The sequence below is a fragment of the Paenibacillus sp. IHB B 3415 genome, from assembly GCF_000802655.2.
Lineage (GTDB): Bacteria > Bacillota > Bacilli > Paenibacillales > Paenibacillaceae > Paenibacillus_AQ > Paenibacillus_AQ phytohabitans.
The window spans coordinates 1-17,160 of record NZ_JUEI01000038.1; the positions used below are offsets into that span (position 1 = coordinate 1).

Here is a 17,160-nt window from a genome sequence, read left to right on the forward strand (position 1 = left end):
CTATCAGCACCGCCGCCAATCAGCACCGCCGCCAATCAGCGCCGCGCCTGTCAGCACCGCCGCCAATCAGCGCCGCCGCCTGTCAGCGCTGCGCCTATCAGCACCGCCACCAATCAGCGCACCTACACACTCCTGCTCGGGTTTTATCCTGCAGGCGGGTTTCTTTCAGCACAACCTCCGCATACTTTATCCTTATATTCCCGATGGAACGGTTACCGTCCCCTAAAGGACTGCGAGACGTTTCCGCTCAGGCTGTGGAGGTGGAGGTTTGTTGCGTCTGCACGCCAGCGGAGACGGGCAGCTCCAGACGGTACCCTTTGACCAGCGTGTCCCCGTTCTTAATATCCGTTTCATAAGCACGCTGGAAGCCGAGCTTCTCGTACAGCCTGATTGCGGATGCCATCATGTCCGAAGTGTGGAGATTCAGGCTGGCTGCTCCAAGCAGCGCAGATTGTCTGGCGGCCTCGCTGATCAGCAGCCTGGCAACCCCGCGTCCACGGACGGCCGGAGAAACAGCGAGCAGACGGATGATTGGCGTGTGGATACCCAGCTCCGGCCTGCCGTAAGCGGCCTCTGAAGAGGTGAACAGCAGCACACTGCCTATGATCTGCCCATCCAGCTCCGCTACAATCCGCGAGACCGGAGCATTGCCATGGACGGAATCAAGAATGGAGTCGCGGTACTGCGCCCAAAAAGGTTCGGGCAACACGGCTGAATATTCACTGTAAGCCTCAAGCAGAACTCCTGCGATAGCCTCGCGGTCAGCCTCTGCGGCTTCACGGATTACAATTTGTGCTGATCGATTCATCGGGTACCTCCTGTTCAGAAATGGGATGTGACGCTTATTATAATCCACAATTCCGATGAATATAAGAGGAATTTAACAAAACCGATTAACAGATAGAAAAGTTCTATCTGTTTTTGTGATCTATGTAATGGTTTTTGCTGTATATTACACGATAAGTCAGTTGACAAAAAAAGGGCCGATGACTAAGATATAAACAAAATCTATACACCCGTACGGCATTAATTCCTTGTTAATCAATTGGAATAGTTAATTTAAATAAAGTTGTGGAGGAGGACTACGCTTGAACATCGAGAATATTGAAGCCTTTGTCTACATCAACCACTACGGAAGCTTCAACAAAGCGGCAGATGTACTCTACATCTCCCAGCCGACCGTGACGGCCCGCATCCAGTCGCTTGAACGGGAGCTGGACTGCAGAGTGTTCGACCGGCTGGGCAAGCAGATTAACCTTACGGATAAAGGCCGCCAGTTCCTTCCTTACGCGCAGCAGATTCTGCAGGTCTACCAGAACGGTAAACATCAGATCCAGTCGAAAGGCCAAATTCCGGATGAACTGAGAATCGGCAGCACGGTATCGGTCTCCAATTATCTGATGCCGCAGCTCCTGCTGCATCTGAAGCGGAAATATCCGCAGGTCCACTTTAAACTGACGACCTCATCCACCGATTCATTAATTGAGAAGCTGAAGGCCAAGGAGATTGATCTCGCTTTTATCCGCAAAGTGGTTAATCCGGCCATTCAGTCGTTCCCTTTCTGTGAAGATCCGATATCGCTATACGTATACAAGAACCATCCGCTGGCCCGTCAGGGCCGTGCCTCCATCCAGGAGATCCGTGAGGAGACTCTCGTATTCTTCGAGTGCGGCTCGCTGGACTGGATGCGCCTGCACCGGGTATTCGAGAGCATGGAGCAGCCGCCGGACATAGTGTATCAGGTGGATAATCTGGAGACAGCCAAGAAGCTCGTGCTGAGGCAAGCGGGGATTTGCTTCCTTCCGGCTCTCAGTGTGCAGGAGGAAGTGGAGGCGGGAACGCTGATTAGGGTGGATGTCGCCGAGACGGAAGGGATTTCCCTGCGGACCAGCCTGATCTCGCTGAACGGGGAGAATGCGGAATTCATTGAGTCGCTGCTGGAACTGGCGGTGGGCCGCAGCAAGCCGGATCGACTTCTTGTATAACAGTATTAAAAAACTCTATTAGCGCATGGCTACATGCAGTGATAAAGTTAATTGCATATAATCACCACTAAACACATAGGGATTATCTAAATTGAGAAACGGGGGCACGAAATGAGCGAGGTATACCGGCAGGCCGGAGAGAAGGATGCCCAGCAGCTGCTGGATGTGACCTATCGTGCCTATCAGCTGATCCGCGAGCTTGGACTGCACTGGCCGGCGGCAAACGCCGATTTGGCTCTAATTCAGGATAACATCGCCACCAATGAGTGTTATGTGCTGGAGATCGACGGCAACGTGGAGGCGACGATCACTCTCTCGAAGAGCGGAGAGGTCAAGGCGGTAACCGATCTGCCTTTTGTGAAATGGTTCGCAGTGAATCCCGAGCGCAGCGGCAAAGGTTACGGCGGCAAGCTGCTCGACTGGGTGGAGGAGCATATTATTCACGGCAAGCTGGGTGCTCCCGCTGTAACCCTGGCTACGGCACAGAAGCATCCCTGGCTGGTTGCCATGTATGAACGCCGGGGGTATGAACGGATTCTGGAGCTGGATGCGCAGAATGGTGACGGCATTATGTATTTGATGAGAAAGACACTTACCGCTCAACCATACTACAACCTAAAGGGGATAGAGAGATGAAGAAGACCATTTCGCTCACAACTGCATTGGCATTGACGCTGGTGATCGCCGGCTGCGGCAACAATAACAGTGCGAACAGCAGTAGCAGCGGGAATGTGGCGGAAGCAGCACCGCAGACCAGTGCGGAGGCAACGACTGCAGCTGCAGAACCGGCAGAGGTGACCAAGATCGTGGTGGGCACAGGCACCGCTTTTCCGAATGTCTGCTTCATTGACGAGAACGGCAAGCTGACCGGGTTCGATGTAGAGCTGCTCAAGGAAATTGACAGCCGTCTGCCGGAGTATGAGTTCGAATTCCAGACGATGGACTTCAGCAATCTGCTGCTGAGCCTGGAGACCAAGAAGATTGATCTGGTAGCCCATGTTATGGAGAAGAACCCGGAGCGGGAGCAGAAGTATTCTTTTAACAAAGAAGCTTATGCCCACTGGAGAAACCGCATTATTGTAGCCAAAGGCAATGATTCGATCCAGACGCTGGACGATCTGCAAGGTAAAAAGGTGCTGACAGGCGCAACCAGCGCACAAGCGCAAATCCTCGAGAATTACAACAAGGAGCACGGCGCGGATTCGATCAAAATTGTCTATCAGAACGGTGCGGCTAACGATACGGTGAGCCAGATTGACTCGGGCCGTGTGGATGCCACGCTCGCGGCGGATTTCGTACTGCCGATTATTGATCCGCAGAGCAAGCTGCAGGCAGTAGGTGCTGAGCTATCCTCCGCTGACATTCTGTATGTGTTCCGCAAGGATGATGCCCCGTCGCAGAAGCTGTCGGATGCCATCGACGGAGTGGTCGCAGAGCTGAAGACAGACGGCACGCTGGGCAAAATAAGTACGCAGTGGCTGGGGGCTGACGTCACCACATCCACGGTTCAATGATGAGGCTGCCGTTATAGCGGAGAAGGAGGGGCAGGATGGGTGCACCGTTTGATCTTAGTTTTGTATTCTCTTTTCTGCCTAAGCTGCTGACTACGCTGAGCACAACATTGCTAATCGTAGCCTGTTCGCTGCTGGCAGGTGTGATTGTCGGATTTATAATTGCCCTTCCCCGCCTCTACAAGGTGCCGGTCCTGAAGACCTTAGCCGAGGTGTACATCTCATTCTTCCGGGGAACGCCGATTCTGATTCAATTGTTCCTGTTCTATTACGGTCTGCCCGAGGTGCTGAAGCTGGTCAATCTCGATATGACGCGGACGCCGGTGCTGGTATTCGTAATTCTGACCTACGGCCTGCATACGGGGGCTTTCATGTCGGAGATGATCCGCGCCTCGGTAACGGCTGTCGATAAAGGCCAGGTGGAAGCGGCTTATGCTACGGGGATGACCTCTTATCAGGCTTTTACCCGGATTGTATTGCCCCAGGCACTGGGGATTGCGATTCCCGTATTCTCGAACCTGGTCATTGCGCTGCTGAAGGATACTTCGCTTGCGTTCACGCTGGGCGTGATGGAGATGACGGGTAAGGCACAGACTTTGGGCAGCGTGACCCAGCATTTTATCGAAACCTATATTGCACTTGCACTCATCTATCTCGTGATTAGCTTTACGATTGAGAAGCTGCTGCTGGTGGCGGAACGCCGGTTACTCCGGCATGAAGACCAGGGCAGTCCGGTGAAGCGGAAATTCAGTCTGCAGAAAAAAGCGTCCTACCGCCATATCATTGCGGACATGGGACCGGGTAAAGGAGGCGGCGCGTAATGAAGCTGGACCCATCGTTTATCTGGACGGCGTTCCTGCAGATTCTGGGAGCCATTCCTACAACGCTGTATATCACGGTGGTCTCGGTACTGGCCGGTTTCGCGATCGGAATTGTGGTGGCACTGGTCCGGATTTATAAAGTACCTGTCCTGTATCCGCTGGCGGTGGGGTATGTCACCTTCATCCGCGGTACCCCGATGCTGACGCATCTGCTGCTGATCTATTTCGGGCTGCCGATGATTATCGACGGGCTTGCTGTACAGTTCGGATGGAGCTTCCGCTCGGTGTCGATTCCGATGATCGGCTTCGCCTACATCTCCTTCTCCATTACAGCAGGAGCCTATATGTCCGAGGTGGTCCGTTCCGGCCTGCTGGCGGTGGACCGCGGTCAGATCGAAGCTGCCCATTCCATAGGGATGAGTACTCCCCAGGCGCTCCGGCGGATCGTATTCCCCCAGGCGCTGGCGGCGAGCCTGCCCAATCTGTCGAATTCCGTGATCGGAATGCTGCACGGGTCTACGCTTGCTTTTACCGTATCGGTCGTGGATATCAATGCCCAGGCGCAAATCGTAGCTTCGACAAACTGGAAATTCTTCGAGGCGTATCTGGCGGCGGCGCTGATCTTCTGGGGGCTGACCTTCCTCATTGAGCGGGCCACCGCCTTGATCGAAAAACGGATAAATCTGTATAACCGGGGTGGAGTCGCATGATTAAGCTGGAACGTATATCGAAGTCTTTCGGGCGCCATCAGGTGCTGAACAATATTGATCTGAAGGTGTCCAAAGGGGAAGTTGTCGTCATTCTTGGCCCCAGCGGTTCCGGCAAAACAACCCTGCTGCGCTGTGTGAATTATCTGGAGAAGCCAAGCGGCGGCGAAATCTCGATCGGTGAGTTCAAGCTGGACTGCCGGCATGCCCGCAAAAAGGATATTCACCAGCTGCGGCAAAAAACGGCCATGGTCTTCCAGCAATACAATCTGTTCCGCCACAAAACGGCGCTGGAGAATGTGATGGAAGGGCTGCTGATCGTCAAGAAGCTTCCGAAGGAGGAAGCACGGAAGAGAAGCATCGCACTGCTGGAAAAGGTCGGCTTAGGAAGCAAGCTGGATGCCTATCCAAGCCAGCTGTCCGGCGGGCAGCAGCAGCGGGTCGGCATTGCCCGGGCGCTGGCGCTGGAGCCGGAAGTGATTCTGTTCGACGAGCCGACCTCGGCGCTGGACCCGGAGCTGGTTGGCGAAGTGCTTGCGGTGATCCGCAAGATTGCCAAGGAAGGGATAACGATGATTGTGGTGACGCATGAGATGGGTTTTGCCCGCGATGTGGCGAACCATGTGGTGTTCATGGACGGCGGCGTGATTGTCGAAGAAGGCACACCCACCGAGGTGTTCAACCATCCACGTGAAGAAAGAACGAAACAGTTCCTGAAGCGGATTACGCCGGAGCTGAACTATTCCATCTAGGAGGCATATCTATGGCAATTACAATCAGCGTATTGGACCAAAGCCCGATTTATCCCGGCGAGACGTCCGAAGAGGCCTTCCAGCATACAGTCCAGCTGGCGCAGCTGTCGGAGCGTCTCGGCTTCCGCCGGTTCTGGGTATCCGAGCATCATGATTCCGAGCAGGTGGCCGGTTCTTCCCCGGAGGTGCTGATCTCGCATCTGCTGGCCAAGACGGAGAGCATCCGGATTGGCTCCGGAGGGATTATGCTGCAGCATTATAGCCCGTACAAGGTGGCGGAGAACTTCAACGTGCTGGCTTCGCTGGCGCCGGGCCGTGTAGACCTGGGCGTCGGGCGCGCTCCCGGCGGAATGCCGCGCAGTACGCAGGCGCTGCAGCAGGGAGGCGGCGAGGCTCCTTCACTGACCGATAAAATCATAGAGCTGGAGAAATATGTACATAACCGGCTGGAGGAGGATCATCCGCTCACCGGGCTGAAGGCTGGCCCGCTGCCGGGAACTCCGCCGCAGCTGTATGTACTGGGTGCCAGTGTCGCCAGCGCCGAAATCGCTGCGGAATTGGGGCTGCCGTATGTATTCTCTTTGTTCATCGGCGGCGATCAGGCCGTTGCCCTGGAAGCGGTGCGTGCTTACCGCAGCGGCTTCAATACCAGCAGCGGGAAGGAGCCGCAAGTGATTATCGCGCTGGCTGTAATCGTGGCCGATACGGAAGAGGAGGCCAAAGAGTTAGGCGGAGCGCATAAGCTGATCCGCATTCAACTCGCCAGCGGGAAGAAGCTGACGGTGGCCACCCGCGAGCAGGCGGAGGAGTTCACCCGCCAGAGCGCGGAGCCTTACACCCTGGAAGAGCGGGAGCCTGAGGTTACGAAAGGAACGAAGGAATCGGTCCGCGGACAGCTGCAGGCGTTGGCTGAGGCGTCCGGGGTAGAGGAGTTCATTGTAACGACCAACGTGCAGCCCTTCGATAAGCGTCTGCGTTCTTTCGAGCTGCTGGCTGAAGCGCTCGCCGGGGTTCCGGCGGAGGCATCATCATGACAAGCACAGCTGCAGAATCCGCTGCCCAGGCGGTTAACAGGTTATCGTTCAATGAGCGGCTGGACCAGATCCGCCGTCATCTGCACCGGTATCCTGAACTCTCCAATGAAGAATATGAAACTACGAAATATATTACCTCCCTGCTCAAGCAGGCAGGAGTGAAGATAGTGGATTACGGGCTGAAGACTGGAGTGATTGCCGAGATCGGCGGCTTGCAGGGCGGTCCGGTGATTGCCCTGCGGGCCGACATTGATGCATTGCCGATTCAGGAAGAAACCGGGCTGCCGTATGCCTCGCTGGTTCCGGGCAGAATGCATGCCTGCGGGCATGACTTCCATACGGCGGCGCTGCTGGGGGCAGTTTATCAGCTGAAGCAGCAGGAGAGCAGCCTGAAGGGAACGGTCCGCTTCTTGTTCCAGCCTGCCGAGGAGAAGGCAAAAGGCGCGCAGCAGATCATCGCTGCCGGAGGGCTGGATAATGTCCGCGCGGTCATCGGGATGCATAATAAGCCGGATCTGCCGGTAGGGACCATCGGTATTAAGGAAGGTCCGCTGATGGCAGCTGCTGACGGCTTCATAGCGGAGGTCCGCGGGTTCGGAACCCATGCGGCAGTGCCGGAAGCCGGTATAGACCCCATCGTAGCAGCTTCCCATATCGTTACGGCGCTGCAGTCCATCGTCAGCCGGAATGTGAGCAGCCTGAACAGTGCTGTCATCAGCGTTACGCAGATTCACAGCGGGAACTCGTGGAATATCATCCCGGAAATGGCGGTGCTGGAAGGGACGATACGTTCATTCGATGAAGCGGTGCGCGGCAGGGTGCTGAAACGGTTCGAAGAGGTGGTGGCAGGCGTTGCAGCCGCACTGGGGGCGGAAGCCAGCGTGCGCTGGATCGGCGGACCGCCACCGGTTATCAATGATGCGCTGCTGGCCCGCCTAGGAGAAGAAACAGCCGCGAACCTGGGCTATACCTCCGTGAAGCCGGTTCCATCACCGGCCGGGGAGGACTTCGCCTTCTACCAGCAGGCGGTTCCCGGTTTATTTGTCTTTACCGGCACGGCCGGAAGCCGGGAATGGCATCACCCTGAGTTCGATCTGGACGAAGCGGCGCTGCCTGTAGGTGCCGGATTCTTCAGCAGTCTGGCGGTACGGGTGCTGGAGCATTTCGCGGCTGAAGGGGGTGCGGATCATAGCTGAGCATCCCGTATATGATGTAATTATTGTCGGCGCAGGCTCGATGGGAATGAGCGCGGGTTATCATCTGGCCCGGCGCGGCGTGAGGACGCTGCTGATCGATGCCTTTGATCCGCCGCATACCGAAGGAAGCCATCACGGGGATACCCGGCTGATCCGGCATGCCTATAGCGGAGATCCGGCCTATATTGACCTGGCGCTCCGTGCCCAGGTGCTATGGGAAGAGGCCGAGGCGGAGAGCGGGACGGAGCTGCTTGTCCCTTCTGGCGTGCTCAATCTGGCAGACAGCGGCGTCTATTCCTTCGCCGGCCGCCTGGTGGAAGCCCGGAAGCGGAAGGTCCGGGCCGAGCAGCTGGATGCGGACGAAATCCGCCACCGCTGGCCGGCGCTGAACCTCCCGGAATCCTTCGAGGCGATGTATGAGCCGGATGCGGGTTACCTCTACAGTGAACGGTGCATAACGGCCTACCGGCAGCTGGCACTGGCTCATGGTGCAGAGCTGCTGACGAATACCCCCGTGCTGAATGTGACGGCCCGCGAAGGGAGGGTCACCGTTCATACGAAGAACGGTGAGTACCATGGAGCGGCTGCTGTTCTCAGTGCTGGCGCCTGGTTTAAGTCATTATCACCCTTTGTCAGCCTGCCGATTAAAGCGGTCCGTAAGGTAGTAGGCTGGTTTGGGAGTACGCCGGACTTCGAGGCCGGGAAGTTCCCCGGCTTCACGCTGGGGGCTGAGGAAGGCGGGTTCTACGGCTTCCCCAGCATCGGCGGTGCGGGACTGAAGATCGGCCGCCATGATACAGGCGAGGAATGGAGGCCCGGCGAACCGCTGGCACCGTTCGGCAGTCTGGAGAGCGATGAAGGCGACCTTCGCCGCGTGCTGGAGGCTTATATGCCCGGCGCAGCCGGGAAGCTCCTTAAAGGGTCCGTCTGTAAATATGAGCATACACCGGATGAGGATTTCATTATTGACCGCCACCCGGCCTACAGCAATGTGCTGCTGGCCGGAGGCTTCTCGGGACATGGCTTCAAATTCTCCAGCGTGGTCGGGGAGATCCTCGCGGATTTGGCCGTGCAAGGACATACGAAGCTGAATATTGCGCCATTTGCGCTGTCACGCTTCCCTGCCGGGCCTGACCAGCCGCAACCGAAACTTATATTGGAGGAGATCGAATGAGCAGTGTGGAGCTAACAGAGTACTTGAATACGCACGGGCAATTGGTGCAGGCACTGGAAGGCTTATCAGATGAGCAGCTGAAGTGGAAGGCGGAGCCGGCCAGCTGGAGCGTAACCGAGGTGCTGTCACATCTGGCTGATCACAGCATCGTGGTCTCCTTCCGTATCCGTGATATTCTGGCGGATACGAAGGTGCAGCTTCCGGCATTCAATCAGGATGCCTGGGTCAGCGGGCAGCACAGCAATCAGGGTAAGGCGACAGACAGCCTGGAGCTGTTCCGCAGCCTGCTGCATTACAATAGTCTCCTGCTGGGAAGACTGAGTGCCGCAGAATGGGAGAAAAGCGGGATTAATGTCAAGGGAGACACCATCCGGATTGCTGATATTGTCCGCAGCTTCACCGCCCATGTGCAGACCCATCTGGCCCAGATCCAACGGATCAGGCAGGGAGCGGAAGCCGGTCTCTCTGCACAGCAAGCCACTTTGTAATGAATACACAACCTTGAGGAGGAATGAACATGACTAAACCGAGACAATTGAAGCTGGGGGCACTGCTGCACGGGGTTGGAGGAAGCACCTCCATGTGGCGTCATCCCGATGCGAAGCCTGATGCCAGTGTGAACTTTGAGTTATACAAGGAATGGGTGCGCAAAGCAGAGGAAGGCAAGCTGGATCTGATCTTCATTGCAGATGGTCTGTTCATCAATGAGAAGTCGATCCCTCATTTCCTCAACCGCTTCGAGCCGCTAACGATTCTTAGTGCACTGGCGGCGGTCAGCAGCCGCATTGGTCTGGTAGGTACCTTGTCTACCTCCTACAGCGAACCGTTTACTGTGGCCCGGCAATTTGGCTCGCTGGATGTCATCAGCGGCGGACGGGCCGGCTGGAATGTGGTGACCTCACCGCTTGAAGGCTCAGCTCTTAACTACAGCAAGAAGGAGCATCCCGATCATGGCAAGCGGTACCGCATTGCCGCCGAATATCTGGAGGTAGCGCGCGGGCTGTGGGATTCCTGGGAGGATGATGCGTTTGTCCGCAATAAGGAGACGGGCGTCTTCTTCGATCCGGAGAAAGTGCACACGCTTGATCACCAGGGTGAATTCTTCTCAGTGAAGGGGCCACTGAATATCGCCCGCTCGAAGCAGGGGCAGCCGGTTATTTTCCAGGCAGGGTCCTCAGAGGTCGGCAAAGATTATGCCTCGAGCGTAGCGGATGCCGTCTTCACGGGTCATGACACGCTGGAGTCTGCCCAGGAATTCTATAAGGATGTGAAAACCCGCGTAGCTTCGTTTGGGCGCAATCCCGAAGAAGTGCTGATCTTCCCTGGAATAGCACCGATTCTGGGAGCTACCCCTGAGGAGGCGGAACGCAAATACCAGGAGGTTGCCGGTCTGGTGACGATCGAGAATGCGCTGAACTATCTGGGCAGATTCTTCGAGCATCATGATTTCTCGCAGTATCCGCTGGATGAGCCATTCCCGGATGTCGGTGATCTGGGCCGGAACAGCTTCCAGAGCGGCACGGACAAAATCAAAAAGGATGCTAAAGAACAGGGCTTAACTCTGCGGCAGGTGGCCTTGCAGTCTGCTACGCCGCGCAGCAGCTTCATCGGTACGCCGGAGCAGGTGGCCGATCAGATTCAGACCTGGTTCGAGGCCGGAGCAGCCGACGGCTTCATGCTGGCAGCCGCCGTACCGAACGGGCTGGAGGAATTTGTGGATCTGGTCGTTCCGATTCTGCAGGAACGCGGCCTGTTCCGCACCGAATACGAAAGCGATACGCTGCGGGGCAATCTCGGACTGCCAGTGCCGGAGAACCGTTATTCTAAGGCTTCTGAACCGGCAGGGCAGGTGTGACGCATCCGCAGTCCGGTGCAGACCGTCTGAAACCGGATCTTGAAGCCATGATGAAGTATGCCGGCGGGCTGGAGGCGGAGCTGATCGCGATCCGCCGTGATCTGCACAGCCATCCGGAGCTGCTCTACGATGTGGCACGCACTTCAGGCAAGGTTGCCGAACTCCTCGAATCATGGGGCATTGAGGTGCGGCGGAATGTGGGCCGGCATTTCGGGAGGGGAGTCACCGGGACGCTGCGGGGAACGGCAGGGAGCGGGCCGGTAATTCTGCTGCGGGCGGATATGGACGCGCTGCCGGTTGCTGAGCTGAATGAGGTGGACTATAAGTCCAGGAATCCTGGTGTTATGCACGCCTGCGGGCATGATGCCCATACGGCGATGCTGCTCGGGGCCGCGCAGACACTGGCGGCATTCCGCCATCAGCTGAGCGGCACGGTGATCTTCGTCTTTCAGCCGGCGGAAGAAGGCGCAAGCCGCAGTCCGCTGGACGGGCGCCTGCTCTCCGGCGGCAGGGATATGATCGAAGACGGCATTCTGGAAGGCGTGGACCAGTGTTATGCCCTGCATGTGATGCCGGAGCTTGCCGTTGGTACGCTGGGCATTCATCCCCGGTATGCCATGGCGGCCTCCAGCCATTTCACCGTGAAATTCCGGGGCACCGCCGGACATCACAGCGCACCGCATGAAGCGGTCGATGCTATCCAGATGGCGGCACGGTTTGTTACCGAGGTGAACGGGCTGATGGCGAATGGGATTAATCCGTCGGAAGCGGCGGTGCTGGCCTTCGGCACACTGCGTGCTGGAACAGCAATCAATGTCATTGCTGAGCACAGTGAGCTGACCGGCACCTTCAGAGCCTTCACGAAATCAACCGTCAGCCGGATTACGGAAGGACTGAAGCGCCACGCTGCAGCGATAGCCTCGGCTTATGGCGGCAGCAGCAGCCTGGAGCTGCGCGAAGGTATCGCTGTGGTGAACGACGGCTTGGCCGTTCAGCGGATGCTCGGCGCAGCGCGCAAGGTGCTGGGAGATGAGCAGGCGTATCTGCTGGAGCAGCCGAGCCTGGCCGGGGAAGATTTCGGCTGGTATCTCGATCAGGTGCCCGGGGCGTTTGCTTTTATCGGCTGCGGCAATGCGGAACGGGGGATAACCCATGCGCTACACCAGCCCCGGTTCAACATTGATGAGGCTGTGCTGGTACAGGGCGCCAGAGTATTGGTGAGGCTTGCTGCTGAGAGAGATTAAATCAGGTATATACAGGAAAAAGGCTGCTCCTTTCGCCAATACGGCGTTAGGGGCAGTCTTTTTATTTTTCCGAAAGAACGGGTTACATGTCCTTGGTCAGGTAATTGCCCGAACGGATTGCCTTTCCACAATGGAGTGGGTACAGATTTGACTCTTCGCAGGCTCCCCCGTTTCAATCATACCGATCAGCTTCTCGGAAGCGATCATTCCAATGTCATATAGCGGCTGGCGCACGGTAGTCAATGGCGGATTGACCATCCGGGCTAACCGGAGATCGTCGTATCCCATGATGGAGATATCTTCAGGCACATTCATTCCATGCTTCGTAACGGTGGAAAGGGCACCAATCGCCATTTCGTCACTGGCCGCGAAGACAGCAGTAACCTCCGGTGTTCTCCGTAATATGGCTTCCATGGCTCTACAGCCGCTTTCGTATGAAAAGTCTCCATATACGAGGTAACGGCTATCAAAGGCGATACCTTGTGCTTCCAGCGCTTTGCGGTATCCTTCGATCCGTGGAGTTCCAGCGATGGGATCGCCCTTGGTTCCGCTGATCATGCCGATTCTGCGGTGGCCTTTGGTGTTCAGATAATGGACAGCGTCATAGGCCGCCTGATAATCATCGACCTTCACATAAGGTACGTTGGCAAAATCCGTTTGGGAAGAGACCAGCACGACTGGAACTTTCATGCTCTCCAGCATGTCATAATACTCTTTCTTGAGCACTTCACTGGAAAAAATAATCCCGTCAACCTGCTTCTCGCGCAGCAGCTGCAAATACTTCTGCGTACGTTTGCCGTCCTGATCGGTGTTACAGACCATCACACTGTAATTGCGGTCATGGACGAATTCGTCGATTCCGTGGAGCAGATCGGAGGAGAAGGCGCTCGACACATCAGGAAATAACACGCCGATGGTTTGGGTACGCTTGTTAATCAGTCCGCGGGCGATAGCGTTCGGCTGATATTTAAGCTCTTTGATGGTCTGATCTACCTTTTGCTTCGTTTTATCTGAATATCCGCCTAAGTTATGCAGAACCCTTGAGACGGTGGCAATGGATACGTTCGCCTTTTGGGCAACATCTTTAATTGTGGGATTCATAGACTCTCCTACCTGTCGTTTAGCAGTAAACGCTTACTGAAAATATAAGTTCTTGCCTTTTCTTTGTCAACCGGAATTAAACATTATGTAAAATAAGCATTGACAAGGAAAAATAAACGAGATAACTTTTAGGTTAAGCGTTTACGTAATGGGAATTTAAGATTGTAGGTACAAAAATACATAACTTACATTCAAGTGAACGTATAAATTCACACCATAGATTTTTTTTGGAGGAGGTGGGGAAGATCTTATAAAGGTATGTTTTTTGCATATTTGAGTAAACGTTTACGTTAAAAAGAAAACAGTTCTTGAGAAAAAAAGTCATAGGATAAGGGTCACTGAGGTGACTCTTTCTTATATTAAGTTATAGAAAGGAGCATTATGAAAAACAGGAAAAACTCACTGGGTGTAAAACTGATTCAGCTGTCTGCTGCAATAACGGTTCCGCTCCTCGCCGTTCTTTTTGCCGGGGGATATTATGCCAAGGGAATTGTGCTCGACCAGGTATCCAGATCCTATCAGAATCTGGTCAACTCCAATCTTAAGATGATGGAGAGCAGTCTGGAGGACATAACAATTAATCTGGTCGATATTGTCGATCATGATGTGAATTTTCTTCAATTGAATCAGCCGGGGCTGACAGAATCAGAATATTATTTTGCCCGTATGGGGATTATGCAGAGAAATCAGGCCTACCAGGCCTATTACCATAGCGTGGACATGTTTTATCTGTACTCCGGCGTTAATGATACCTTGACACTATCCAATGTATTAGGAACGACAGAGGATGATATGGACCGGATAAGAGATTGGATTACGAGAAACGTTCAAAATGAACATCATCTGGAGCCGCTTCAGTACAAATGGACGATCGTTAAAATTGCCGGAGATTACTATTTAAACCGGACCGTCAGCAATAATCTGGGCAATACCGCCTGCATTGGCGCTCTGATCCGAATCGACTCTATGCGTTCACCGCTGGGCAATCTGAACCTGCAATCGGGCGGTGATGTGCTTATTGTGGATAATGCAGGGAATATCTTAACCCGTCCTTCGGCATCCATGGGCTACGACTTCAAGCTGCCGGGTGAGAAGATGAATCTGAATTCTTCCTTTTCTTTTACACATGATGGCCTGAAGTGGTTTGTGGTGTCCAGCCAGTCATCCGCCCTGGGAATCAATCTGTCTGTGGTCATCCCCGCTTCCGAGCTGCTCCAGGGACTCAATACCTTCCAGACGATTATTAATGTACTGCCCTTTATTATTTTGCTCATTTTACTGGTTTACTTATATTATTTCCGCCGTATGGTCATCCGCCCGATTCTGGATCTGCTGAGCGGCATCCACCGGATTCGAAATGGTGCCATGGAAACCAAGCTTCCCGATTCTAACCTCGTGGAGTTCCAGGCGCTGAATCAGGCATTTAATAACATGGTTGTGGAAATTCAAGATCTGAGAATTGATATCTATGAGGAACGGATTAATGCGCAAAAAGCTGAAATGAAGCATTTGCAAATGCAAATTAATCCGCACTTCTTCTTGAACACGCTCAATATTATTTTTCAGCTTGCCGATCTGAAACGTTTCGAATTGGTCAAAAAGACAGTACGGCATCTGGTGCAGTATTTCCGCTTTATGCTTCAGGTCAAGGATAACCGCATTACTTTGGAACAAGAGCTTGAACATCTCCGCAATTACCTTGAAATTCAAAAGTTGCGCTACCAGCAGTCGTTTGAGTTTCAGATCACCATAGCCGAAGAGCTTAGCTGTGCCTCCATACCCTCCTTGATGGTACAGCCCTTTGTAGAAAATGCCATGCTTCACGGCATAAGCCTGAAAGCCGGGATCTTTCATCTGGAGATTTCGGCTGGTCTCTCAGAAGAAGCAGCCGATACCATGATCATTGAAATCGCGGATAACGGAAAAGGCAGCAGTGCAGAGAAGCTGCGAGAGCTGAATTCGCCGGATTACAACCCGGCCACAGATGAAGGGCATATCGGGATCTGGAATGTGAAGCAAAGGCTGGCGATGATCTATCAGGGGAGAGCCGGAATTCACTTCAGCGGTAATCAGCCGTCCGGATTCCGTGTGCGGCTTAGCCTGCCTATTGAATATACAGAAGGAGAACATTGAGAGATGCGATTATTGATTGTAGATGATGAACAATTCGCTGTGGAGGGGCTGCTCTACTGCTGCGACTGGAAGGCGTATGGGATTGAAGAGGTCTTGACGGCGAACAGGGCTGACAAGGCCAGGGAGCTGCTGAATGATCACAGAATAGAATTGCTGATTTGCGATATTGAAATGCCGGATGAAGACGGACTTTCCCTGGTTGGCTGGGTGAGGGAGCACTCTCCCTGGACGGAATCGATTTTTCTGACCTGCCATTCCGAATTCTCCTATGCCAAGAAAGCTGTTAACCTCGGGAGCTTTGATTACTTGCTGAAGCCTGTTGACACGGATGAGCTGTTGTCTGCCGTATCGGGAATGATGGCTGCTATCCGCGAGAAGGAAGAGTATGAGTCCTATAACCAAATGTATCATAAGTACCTGAATCTGTGGCAACAGGAAAAGCCGAAGCGTGTGGAACGTTTCTGGCAGGATTTGCTGTCCCGCAGCATCCTGTCGTTCGGGGATTTCTTTGATAGGGAGCTGGCGGGTGCGGGGGTAGGGTTAAATCCTGAGGATCAGGTACTTCCGATACTGATCAGCATTGAGGAGTGGTCCAAACCGCTCAGTCCGCGTGATCAGGAAATCATGGAATATGCTGTGAAGAAAGCAGCGGAGGAATGTTTTACCGAAGAGCATCCGGGAGAGGCCGTTACGGATAAAAGCGGAGTTTTGTTCATTCTGCTGTATGCCAAAGGTGCGGAGGGAGAAAGGGAGACTAGGAAGCTTAGCATGCAGAAGCTCACGGCCATAGGTAAACGTTTTATCAAAGCTTGCCAGGAGTTGTTCTACAGCATCGTAACCTGCTATGTCGGCTCGTTCAAACCCCTGCAGGAGCTGCCGGGAATGTGCGAAAGTCTAAAGATCATGGAGCGTGACAATATCTCCCGGACCCAATCCGTACTCTTATACTTACCGCAGGACCAGATGCTATCAACTAATTCTAATTCGGAGGATATCCTGCTGGGTGACTTGATCTCTTATATGCTGAACGGCAAACGTGAGTCCGCTGTGCAGTTCATTCATAATCTGACAGCGAAACTGGAAGCCAATCCTTGCTTTCAGGGAAGACATCTGGACGCCTTGCATCAGGATACCCTGCAGATTATATACCACTTCCTGCAGGTAAGAGGAATCAATGCGGGAAGCATAGTTCTGTTTACAGACTGGACAACCGCTAGGATACGGGGACTGCTTCAATACAGGCATTGGGCGGAAGGGATCGTATCGGCGGTCATGGAAGCGGAATTCGAGCGGCAGGAGAAGGGCGGAGTGATCGAGCGGTCCATCCGCTACATCCGGCAGCATGTGGAGGAAGAGATCTCCAGGGCCAGTGTCGCTGATTATGTGGGCTTGAACCCGGCTTACCTCTCCAGGCTGTTCAAGAAAGAGACCGGCCAGAACCTGATTGATTTCCTGATTTCGGTGAAGCTGGACCGCACCCGCGAGCTTCTGGATACCACGGATATGCCGGTCAGCGCGATCGCGCAGCAGGTGGGCTACAGCAATTTCTCCCATTTCACCAAAATGTTCCGCAAGCAGTTCGACGTCAATCCCCAGGAATACCGCAATGTCACAAAACGAATAGACTAAGGTTACAAAAACGGCAGA

Annotated in this window: 17 protein-coding genes; 15 read left to right on the forward strand and 2 right to left on the reverse strand. The window is 54.3% G+C overall.

Annotated elements, in window-relative coordinates:
* A partial coding sequence (locus QW71_RS41390; protein ID WP_039301100.1) for a hypothetical protein occupies window positions 1-226 on the forward strand: 226 nt, incomplete at its 5' end.
* Window positions 227-247: 21 nt separating this feature from the next.
* Here the strand turns inward: QW71_RS41390 and QW71_RS17415 are convergent.
* Window positions 248-808, reverse strand: a complete 561-nt coding sequence (locus QW71_RS17415; RefSeq protein ID WP_039301103.1) for a GNAT family N-acetyltransferase — start codon at window positions 806-808, stop codon at window positions 248-250.
* 280 nt (window positions 809-1,088) lie between these two features.
* On the opposite strand from QW71_RS17415, the gene QW71_RS17420 reads away from it, so the two are divergent.
* From QW71_RS17420 to QW71_RS17475, 12 genes are all read left to right on the forward strand, one after another.
* Window positions 1,089-1,985, forward strand: coding sequence for a LysR family transcriptional regulator (locus tag QW71_RS17420; protein WP_039301106.1), 897 nt, complete (start codon window positions 1,089-1,091; stop codon window positions 1,983-1,985).
* A 111-nt stretch (window positions 1,986-2,096) separates the two neighbouring features.
* Window positions 2,097-2,621: a GNAT family N-acetyltransferase gene (locus QW71_RS17425; protein WP_039301110.1), complete on the forward strand. Its 525-nt coding sequence runs from the start codon at window positions 2,097-2,099 to the stop codon at window positions 2,619-2,621.
* Complete coding sequence (locus QW71_RS17430) at window positions 2,618-3,499, forward strand: transporter substrate-binding domain-containing protein (RefSeq protein WP_039301112.1); 882 nt, start codon at window positions 2,618-2,620, stop codon at window positions 3,497-3,499. Before QW71_RS17425 ends, QW71_RS17430 begins: the two co-directional genes overlap by 4 nt.
* Before the next feature lie 35 nt (window positions 3,500-3,534).
* Entirely contained in the window at window positions 3,535-4,317 is a 783-nt protein-coding gene (locus QW71_RS17435; protein WP_039301115.1) for an amino acid ABC transporter permease, read from the forward strand.
* A complete protein-coding gene (locus QW71_RS17440; protein WP_039301120.1) occupies window positions 4,317-5,027 on the forward strand; it encodes an amino acid ABC transporter permease in 711 nt (236 codons plus the stop codon). Before QW71_RS17435 ends, QW71_RS17440 begins: the two co-directional genes overlap by 1 nt.
* Window positions 5,024-5,776, forward strand: a complete 753-nt coding sequence (locus tag QW71_RS17445) for an amino acid ABC transporter ATP-binding protein (protein ID WP_039301123.1) — start codon at window positions 5,024-5,026, stop codon at window positions 5,774-5,776. Before QW71_RS17440 ends, QW71_RS17445 begins: the two co-directional genes overlap by 4 nt.
* 11 nt (window positions 5,777-5,787) lie before the next feature.
* Window positions 5,788-6,810: an LLM class flavin-dependent oxidoreductase gene (locus tag QW71_RS17450; protein ID WP_039301127.1), complete on the forward strand. Its 1,023-nt coding sequence runs from the start codon at window positions 5,788-5,790 to the stop codon at window positions 6,808-6,810.
* A complete protein-coding gene (locus QW71_RS17455; protein WP_039301130.1) occupies window positions 6,807-8,006 on the forward strand; it encodes an amidohydrolase in 1,200 nt (399 codons plus the stop codon). The genes QW71_RS17450 and QW71_RS17455 overlap by 4 nt, the downstream gene beginning before the upstream one ends.
* Window positions 7,999-9,180 (forward strand): N-methyl-L-tryptophan oxidase, encoded by a 1,182-nt coding sequence (gene solA, locus QW71_RS17460; protein ID WP_083442603.1) that lies wholly within the window; start codon window positions 7,999-8,001, stop codon window positions 9,178-9,180. Before QW71_RS17455 ends, solA begins: the two co-directional genes overlap by 8 nt.
* Window positions 9,177-9,668 (forward strand): DinB family protein, encoded by a 492-nt coding sequence (locus tag QW71_RS17465; RefSeq protein WP_039301132.1) that lies wholly within the window; start codon window positions 9,177-9,179, stop codon window positions 9,666-9,668. The genes solA and QW71_RS17465 overlap by 4 nt, the downstream gene beginning before the upstream one ends.
* A 29-nt stretch (window positions 9,669-9,697) precedes the next feature.
* Window positions 9,698-11,035: an LLM class flavin-dependent oxidoreductase gene (locus QW71_RS17470; RefSeq protein WP_039301137.1), complete on the forward strand. Its 1,338-nt coding sequence runs from the start codon at window positions 9,698-9,700 to the stop codon at window positions 11,033-11,035.
* Window positions 11,032-12,279 carry a M20 family metallopeptidase gene (locus QW71_RS17475; protein ID WP_235441487.1) on the forward strand — a complete coding sequence of 416 codons (1,248 nt, stop codon included), beginning with the start codon at window positions 11,032-11,034 and terminating at the stop codon, window positions 12,277-12,279. The genes QW71_RS17470 and QW71_RS17475 overlap by 4 nt, the downstream gene beginning before the upstream one ends.
* 96 nt (window positions 12,280-12,375) lie before the next feature.
* Here the strand turns inward: QW71_RS17475 and QW71_RS17480 are convergent, their stop codons facing one another.
* Window positions 12,376-13,380: a LacI family DNA-binding transcriptional regulator gene (locus QW71_RS17480; protein ID WP_039301139.1), complete on the reverse strand. Its 1,005-nt coding sequence runs from the start codon at window positions 13,378-13,380 to the stop codon at window positions 12,376-12,378.
* A 381-nt stretch (window positions 13,381-13,761) separates the two neighbouring features.
* Between QW71_RS17480 and QW71_RS17485 the strand changes: the two genes are divergently transcribed.
* Both QW71_RS17485 and QW71_RS17490 read left to right on the forward strand, forming a co-directional pair.
* Window positions 13,762-15,513 (forward strand): sensor histidine kinase, encoded by a 1,752-nt coding sequence (locus tag QW71_RS17485; protein WP_039301142.1) that lies wholly within the window; start codon window positions 13,762-13,764, stop codon window positions 15,511-15,513.
* 3 nt (window positions 15,514-15,516) lie between these two features.
* The gene (locus tag QW71_RS17490) at window positions 15,517-17,142 is read left to right on the forward strand and encodes a helix-turn-helix domain-containing protein (RefSeq protein ID WP_039301143.1); all 1,626 of its coding nucleotides are present in this window, start codon (window positions 15,517-15,519) and stop codon (window positions 17,140-17,142) included.
* Window positions 17,143-17,160: the final 18 nt, after the last annotated feature.